The following is a 6,628-nucleotide window of genomic DNA, read 5'->3' as shown; positions in this document are numbered from 1 at the left end:
GGGGCGCCGCCGCCGTCGTGACTGCCGGTAGCGGCCGGGACGCCGGACTACTTGGTTCCGGCGGCGACCTTCTCCGCAGCGGGCGCGGCGGGGGCTGCGGCAGCGGGCTTCGGGGCGGGACGGGCGGCGGCCTCGAAGGCGGCGCGCGGGTTGTCGAGCCCCTGGATCGGGGTCGTGTCGCGGCCGGCGAACAGCGAGGAGAACCAGTCGAGGATGACCCGGAACTTGCGCTCTGCCGTGGGGATCGCCATGCCGTGGTAGCCGCGGTGGGCGAGCCAGGCGAGCGGGCCCTTGAGGCCGATCCGGCCGAAAAGGTTGATGTTCGCGACGCCCTTCCAGGCACCGAAGCCGGCAACGGCACCGAGGTTCTTGTGCTTGTAGTCGGTCAGCGGCTTGTCCCAGCGGCTGGCCCACAGGTTCTTCGCGAGGACCTTGGCCTGGCGCAGCGCGTGCTGGGCGTTCGGGACGCACGTTCCGTCCGGGAGGCCCTTGCCGGTGAGGTCCGGCACCGCGGCGATGTCGCCGGCGGCCCAGGCGTTCTCGATGATGCCCTCGTCGCCCGCGATGCGCAGGTCGGGCAGGACCCGCACGCGGCCGCGCGGCTCGAGCGGGAAGTCAGTCGAGCGGACCATGGGGTTGGCCTGGACGCCTGCAGTCCAGATCAGGGTGTCCGCCTCGAACTCGTCAGCGGGAGCCTTGTCCGGCATGGTGATGAGCTTGAGCGGCCCCTCGGCGCTGGCGAGCGACGTGTTGAGGAGGACCTCGACGCCACGGCTCTGGAGGTGCTCCACGACCCAGTCGGCCTGCTCGGCCGTGACCTCGGGCATGATGCGGCCCATGGCCTCGACGAGCACGAACCGGACCTCGTCCTGGCGCAGGCGGCCGTTGTTCCGCACGGCCTCGCGGGCGAGGTCCTCGAGCTCGGCGATCGTCTCGATGCCGGCGAACCCGCCGCCGACGACGACGAAGGTCAGGGCGCGCTTGCGCTCCGCCGGGTCGGTCGCGGTCGAGGCGAACTCGATGCGCTCCAGGACCTGGTTGCGCAGGGCCACGGCCTCCTCGATGGTCTTGTTGCCGATGCCCTTGTCGGCGAGGCCGGGGATCGGGAACGTGCGGGTGATCGCGCCCGCGGCGAGGACGACGTCGACGTACGGGACCTCGACGGTGCCCTGGTCGCCCGGAAGGGCGACGACGGCCTTGCGGTTCTCGTGGTCGATGGCCGTCACGGAGCCCTGGATGACCTCAGTCTTCTTCAGGTGCTCGCGGAGGGAGACGACGGCGTGGCGCGCCTCGATGTTGCCGCCGGCCACCTCGGGCAGGAACGGCTGGTAGGTCATGTAGGGAAGCGGATCGACGACGGTGACGATGCCACCGGCCTCGGCGATCTTCTTCTGGAGGTTGAGGGCGACATAGAGGCCGACGTAGCCGCCGCCGACGACGAGGACGCGCGGGCGCTCGACAAGCTGCAGGGAGGAGGAAGGCATGGAACCAGCGTAGCAGCTTGTGAAAATATTCACTAGCGCTCCGCGGCGCGCGTCCTCGATGCCACGCGGCGCATGTGGAGCGCTCCCGTGACGGCGATCCCGGCGATGAGCGCCGACCACCCGAGGACGACGATCGGCGGCCACGGGTTGTCCGCGGCGGACGGCTCATGGGGCACGGGCGCGGCCGGCTCCGGAAGCGCTGCCGCCGGGGCCGAGGAGGCAGCGGCCGCGCCCGGGGCGGCGGTCGCGGGCGTGCCCTTCCGGTGCACGCGGATCCAGTCCGCGATCGACCCGAGCGGGTTGGCCGCCGCTTCCGGGACGTCCGCCTTCAGGGCGGCCTCCGCGTCGAGGATCCCGAATCCGTAGATCGGGTCCTGGCCGGCCGGTCCGGCGTCCTTGGCGGTCGAGAGGATCCGGTTGATGACCTGCGAGGCGCTCATCGTAGGCCATTTCGCGCGGATCAGCGCCGCGACCCCCGAGACGATCGGAGCCGCGCCGGAGGTGCCGGCCCATTCGGCGTACTGGCCCCCGGGCATGCCGCCCACGAGGCCTTCGGCGGGCGCGGCCACGCCGATGCTGATGCCCTGCGCCGAGGAGTCGACGCTCGCCGTGCGGGCCCTGTCCAGGCCGGCGACCGTGAGGACGCCCGGGATGGTCGCGGGTGCGCCCACCTGGACGTTTCCTCCCCCGCGGTTCCCCGCGGCGGCCACGATCACGACGTCCTTCTGCTCGGCGTAGAGGAACGCCTCGTCCCAGCTCTGGGGCCACGCCGGCGAGGAGCTGCCGAGGGAGATGTTGATGACCTTCGCGCCCTGGTCCACGGCCCAGCGCACCGCCTCGGGTATCTGGTCCTGATCGGACCGGCCCGACGGATTCACCGAGCCGAGCCAGGTCGAGACGGTCAGTAGGGAGGCCTCCGGCGCGACGCCGACGACGCCGTCGGGGCCGCCCGCCGGGTCAGTTTCCTTGGCCTGGGTCGCATGTCCGCGGCCGGCGAGCATCGTGGCGACGAGCGTGCCGTGCTCGGGCTTGGCGCCGAGGGGCTTCTGGCCGTCCGCCGCCCCTGCACCCGAGGCGTCGTGGCCGCCGACGACGACGCCGCGGAGGTCCGGGTGCCTGCCGTCGATTCCGCTGTCGATCACGGCGACCTTGACCCCGGCGCCCTTCGAGACCTGCCAGGCCTTGTCGATTCCGTACTCGGCGATCCAGTACTCGCGGTCACGGATGCTGTCCGCTCTGGCCGGTGCCGCCGGGATCAGGAAGGCGGCGGCCGCGGCGGGCAGGACTGCCGCCACCGCGACCAGCACAGCGAAGAGGGCCGCGGCCGCTCGGGCCCCTGCTCGGTTCCGCGTCACAGCGACTCGGGGGCCAGGGCGCTCAGGGCAATGCCGTCGAGGATGTCATGCTCGCTCGTCACGGCAGTGGCGATCCGGCCGTCAGTGAGCTCCCCCATCCCCGCGAGGATGCGGCGCCACACGAGGGCGCCGGCCCCGATCACGTCCACGCGCCCGGGATGCATGTACGGCAGGGCGGCCCGCTCGGCGTGGCTCATCTCCAGCAGCGACGTGCACGCCGCCGCGATCTGCGCTGCCGGGAGCTCCGTGCCGTGGATGCGCTCGGGCAGGTAGGACGGCAGCTGGAGGGCGTGCGCCGTGAGGGTGGTGACGGAGCCGGCGACCCCGATCACCGCTCTCGCCTCGGCCAGGGGGACGGTGGCCAGGGCCTGTTCGATGCCCGCGTCGACGTCCGCCTCGGCGGCTGCGATCTGCTCGGGCGTCGGAGGGTCGGACCGGAGGTGCCGCTCGGTGAGGCGCACGCAGCCGATGTCGACCGAGCGTGCTGCGCGCACGCCCTGGGCGTCTCCGAGGACGAATTCGGTGCTCCCGCCGCCGAGGTCGACGACGAGGACGGGGACGCCCGACTCGAGCGCGAGGACGCTGGCCGCTCCCGCGAAGCTCAGGGCCGCCTCCTCGTCTCCGCTCACGACCTCGGGCTCGACTCCGAGCCGGGCCCTGATGCCGTCGACGAAGACGCCGCGGTTCCGGGCATCGCGCGTCGCGGAGGTCGCGACGAAGCGGATGCGCTCCGCCCCGAGGGAACGGATCGTCGCGGCGTAGTCGTCCGCGACCGCGAAGGTCCGCTCAAGGGCCTCGGGAGCGAGCTCGCCGGTCGCGTCGACGCCCTGCCCGAGCCTCACGATCCGCATCTCGCGGTGCACGTCGGCCAGGCGGGGTGGCCGCTCTGCCGCCGCGCCGCCGTCGTGCGCCGCGGGCCCGTCTGCACCCGCATCAGCGACCAGGAGGCGGATCGAGTTGGTCCCGCAGTCGATCCCCGCGACCCTCACGCCTCCTCGCCGCCCTCAGTGCGGGCGGCCTCGGTGGCGGAGTCTCCGGCGTCCGAGCGCCTGACGGGCGCCGGCCGGCCGGTCATCGACGGCAGACCCTGCGGCCCGTGGCGTGAGAGGTCCCGGCTGGGCGCCGCGCCCTCCGTGTCCCACGCGCCCTCGCACCAGCACCGGTCCCGCGTCCACCATTCGGCGATGCGCTCGATCGCCTCGTCCCCGAGCTGGTTGACGCCGGGCCCCATCGCGAGCGACTGCCCGACGAGGACGTGCAGGCACTTGACCCGGGAGGGCATGCCGCCGGCGGAGACGCCGTCGATCTCGGGGACGGGACCGGTCCCGGCCCGCCGCCCGATCTCCTCGCGGGCGGCCAGGTACGCCTCGTGCGCCGCCCTGTAGGACGCGGCGAGCTCCGGGTCTGCCTCGAGGCGCGCGTTCATCTCGGCCATGACGCCGGCTGCTTCGAGCCGCGAGACGGCGGACGTGATCACGGGGTGCGTGAGGTAGAAGGTGGTCGGGAACGGCGTGCCGTTGCCCAGCCGCGGCGCCGTGGCGGCCAAGAGTGGGTTGCCGCAGACGCAGCGGGCCGGGATGGCGACGACGTCGCGCACCGGCCGGCCGAGCTGCCGGCTCAGCACCTCGAGGTCGGCGGGCGTGGGCGCGCCGCTGGGCGCGGTGGAGTTCTCGGTCACGGTGGTCCTTGCTTGGTCGGTCAGGGGCGGCTCAGCCGCGGGAGCTGCTCACTCCGTGGCGGCACGGACGAAAGAGTCCCAGAAGCCCTCGGCCCACGGACGGTCTCCCCCGCTCTGGGACGCCGGGCTCCCGGCTGCCGGCGAGGTGGAGCCGACGTCGCCGAACACCCAGTAGGACGTCTCGCCGGGCATGACCATGTTAATGCGGTCGCGGGCCTGCTGCTTGACGTAGTTGGGGTCTTCCCACCGCGAGATCGACTGGCGGAGCCCGTCCTGCTCGGTCTTCCTCGCCGCGATGTCCTGCTCGAGCGAGCTGATCTCGGCACGCTGGCTCAGGAACACCCGCACCGTCGGCGCGAGCATGACCGTGATCGCGACGAGCACGACCGCGAGTGCGAGGATCCGGCCTGAGAACGCCCGTGCCGGGACGGGCGCCTCCGCTGCCGGGGTCGGGGCGCGTCCTGACGGCCCCGCAGTGGCGCGGGACGCCGACGCCAACGACCCCGAGGCGGCCTTCGGCGCGGCTGCGCTCGGGCGGGCGGCGTCCTTGGGGGCGGGGCTGCCGGTGGGGCCGCCGGTCGCGGGCGCGGGCGGCCTGCGCTTCGTGCCGGGGGTGCGGGGCACCGCCGGTCGACGCGTGGCCATGTGCGCTCCTGACGTGGGACGGGGCCGCCGGATGCGCAAACGGCCGCGGCGGCCATGGTGTCTTCCACCATAGCCGCCGCGGCCGGCGAATCCGTGCAGGCCCCCGGGCGGGTGCCCGACTCCTAGGTTCCGTTCAGCTGGCCGAGTGCTCGGCCGGCGAGGGTGACTCAGCCCTTGAAGCGCGGGAAGGCGCTGCGGCCCGCGTAGCGGGCGGCGTCGTCGAGCTCCTCCTCGATGCGCAGGAGCTGGTTGTACTTGGCGACGCGCTCGGAGCGGGCCGGGGCACCGGTCTTGATCTGGCCGGCGTTGGTGGCCACGCAGATGTCGGCGATGGTCGTGTCCTCGGTTTCGCCGGAGCGGTGCGAGGTGATGGTCGTGTAGCCCGAGCGCTGGGCGAGGGACACGGCGTCGAGCGTCTCGGTGAGCGAGCCGATCTGGTTCACCTTCACGAGCAGCGAGTTGGCCGTGCGCGCGTCGATGCCCTGCTGGAGGCGCTCCGGGTTGGTCACGAACAGGTCGTCGCCCACGAGCTGGACCTTGTCGCCGATGCTCTCGGTGAGGATCTTCCAGCCCTCCCAGTCGTTCTCGTCGAGCGGGTCCTCGATGGAGACGAGCGGGAAGTCGTTGACGAGCTCGGCGTAGTACGCGCTCATCTCGGAGGCGGAGAGGGACTTGCCCTCGAACTGGTAGGCGCCGTCCTTGAAGAACTCCGAGGAGGCGACGTCGAGGGCGAGGGCGATGTCCTTGCCGGGGGTGTAGCCGGCCTTCTGGATGGCCTCGGTGATGAGCTCGAGGGCCGCGCGGTTGGAGGGCAGGTTCGGGGCGAAGCCGCCCTCGTCGCCGAGGCCCGTCGACAGGCCCTTCTCCTTCAGGACGCCCTTGAGGCTGTGGTAGACCTCGACGCCCCAGCGGAGGCCCTCGGAGAAGGTCTCGGCGCCGAGCGGGGCGATCATGAACTCCTGGATGTCCACGTCGGAGTCGGCGTGCGAGCCGCCGTTGAGGATGTTCATGAGCGGCACGGGCAGCACGTGCGCGTTCGGGCCGCCCAGGTACTTGTAGAGCGGGAGGTTGGCCGAGTCCGCAGCGGCGTTGGCGACGGCGAGGGAGACGCCGAGGATGGCGTTCGCGCCGAGGTTGGACTTGTTGGCGGTGCCGTCCAGGTCGATCATCGCCTGGTCGATGGCACGCTGGTCAGTCGCGTCGAAGCCGTTCAGCGCCGGGGCGATCTGGTCGAGGACCGCCTCGACCGCCTGCTGGACGCCCTTGCCCAGGTAGCGGCCCTTGTCGCCGTCGCGGCGCTCCACAGCCTCGAATTCGCCGGTCGATGCGCCCGAGGGGACGGCCGCGCGTCCGAGGGAGCCGTCGCTGAGCAGGACCTCGACCTCGACGGTCGGGTTGCCGCGGGAGTCCAGGATTTCGCGGGCGTGGATGGCATCGATAAGCGCCATGGATGTGCTCCTTGGTGG

At 72.6% G+C, this 6,628-nt stretch carries 6 protein-coding genes; all 6 read right to left on the bottom strand.

Annotated elements, in window-relative coordinates; all coding sequences use genetic code 11:
- Positions 1 to 47 precede the first annotated feature (47 nt).
- Positions 48 to 1,484: an NAD(P)/FAD-dependent oxidoreductase gene (locus tag ABD298_RS10055; RefSeq protein WP_344299550.1), complete on the bottom strand. Its 1,437-nt coding sequence runs from the start codon at positions 1,482 to 1,484 to the stop codon at positions 48 to 50.
- 32 nt (positions 1,485 to 1,516) lie between these two features.
- Complete coding sequence (locus ABD298_RS10050) at positions 1,517 to 2,839, bottom strand: S8 family serine peptidase (RefSeq protein ID WP_425564369.1); 1,323 nt, start codon at positions 2,837 to 2,839, stop codon at positions 1,517 to 1,519.
- Complete coding sequence (locus ABD298_RS10045) at positions 2,836 to 3,828, bottom strand: Ppx/GppA phosphatase family protein (RefSeq protein WP_344299549.1); 993 nt, start codon at positions 3,826 to 3,828, stop codon at positions 2,836 to 2,838. Before ABD298_RS10045 ends, ABD298_RS10050 begins: the two co-directional genes overlap by 4 nt.
- Complete coding sequence (locus ABD298_RS10040; RefSeq protein WP_344299548.1) at positions 3,825 to 4,517, bottom strand: DUF501 domain-containing protein; 693 nt, start codon at positions 4,515 to 4,517, stop codon at positions 3,825 to 3,827. The genes ABD298_RS10045 and ABD298_RS10040 overlap by 4 nt, the downstream gene beginning before the upstream one ends.
- 48 nt (positions 4,518 to 4,565) lie before the next feature.
- Positions 4,566 to 5,162, bottom strand: a complete 597-nt coding sequence (locus ABD298_RS10035) for an FtsB family cell division protein (protein ID WP_344299547.1) — start codon at positions 5,160 to 5,162, stop codon at positions 4,566 to 4,568.
- 167 nt (positions 5,163 to 5,329) lie between these two features.
- Positions 5,330 to 6,610, bottom strand: coding sequence for a phosphopyruvate hydratase (gene eno, locus ABD298_RS10030; RefSeq protein WP_344299546.1), 1,281 nt, complete (start codon positions 6,608 to 6,610; stop codon positions 5,330 to 5,332).
- Between the last annotated feature and the right edge of the window lie 18 nt (positions 6,611 to 6,628).

Source organism: Sinomonas flava, assembly GCF_039531875.1.
Lineage (GTDB): Bacteria > Actinomycetota > Actinomycetes > Actinomycetales > Micrococcaceae > Sinomonas > Sinomonas flava.
The sequence above is the reverse complement of the archived record's forward strand: the minus strand, read 5'-3'. Positions and strand labels throughout refer to the sequence as shown.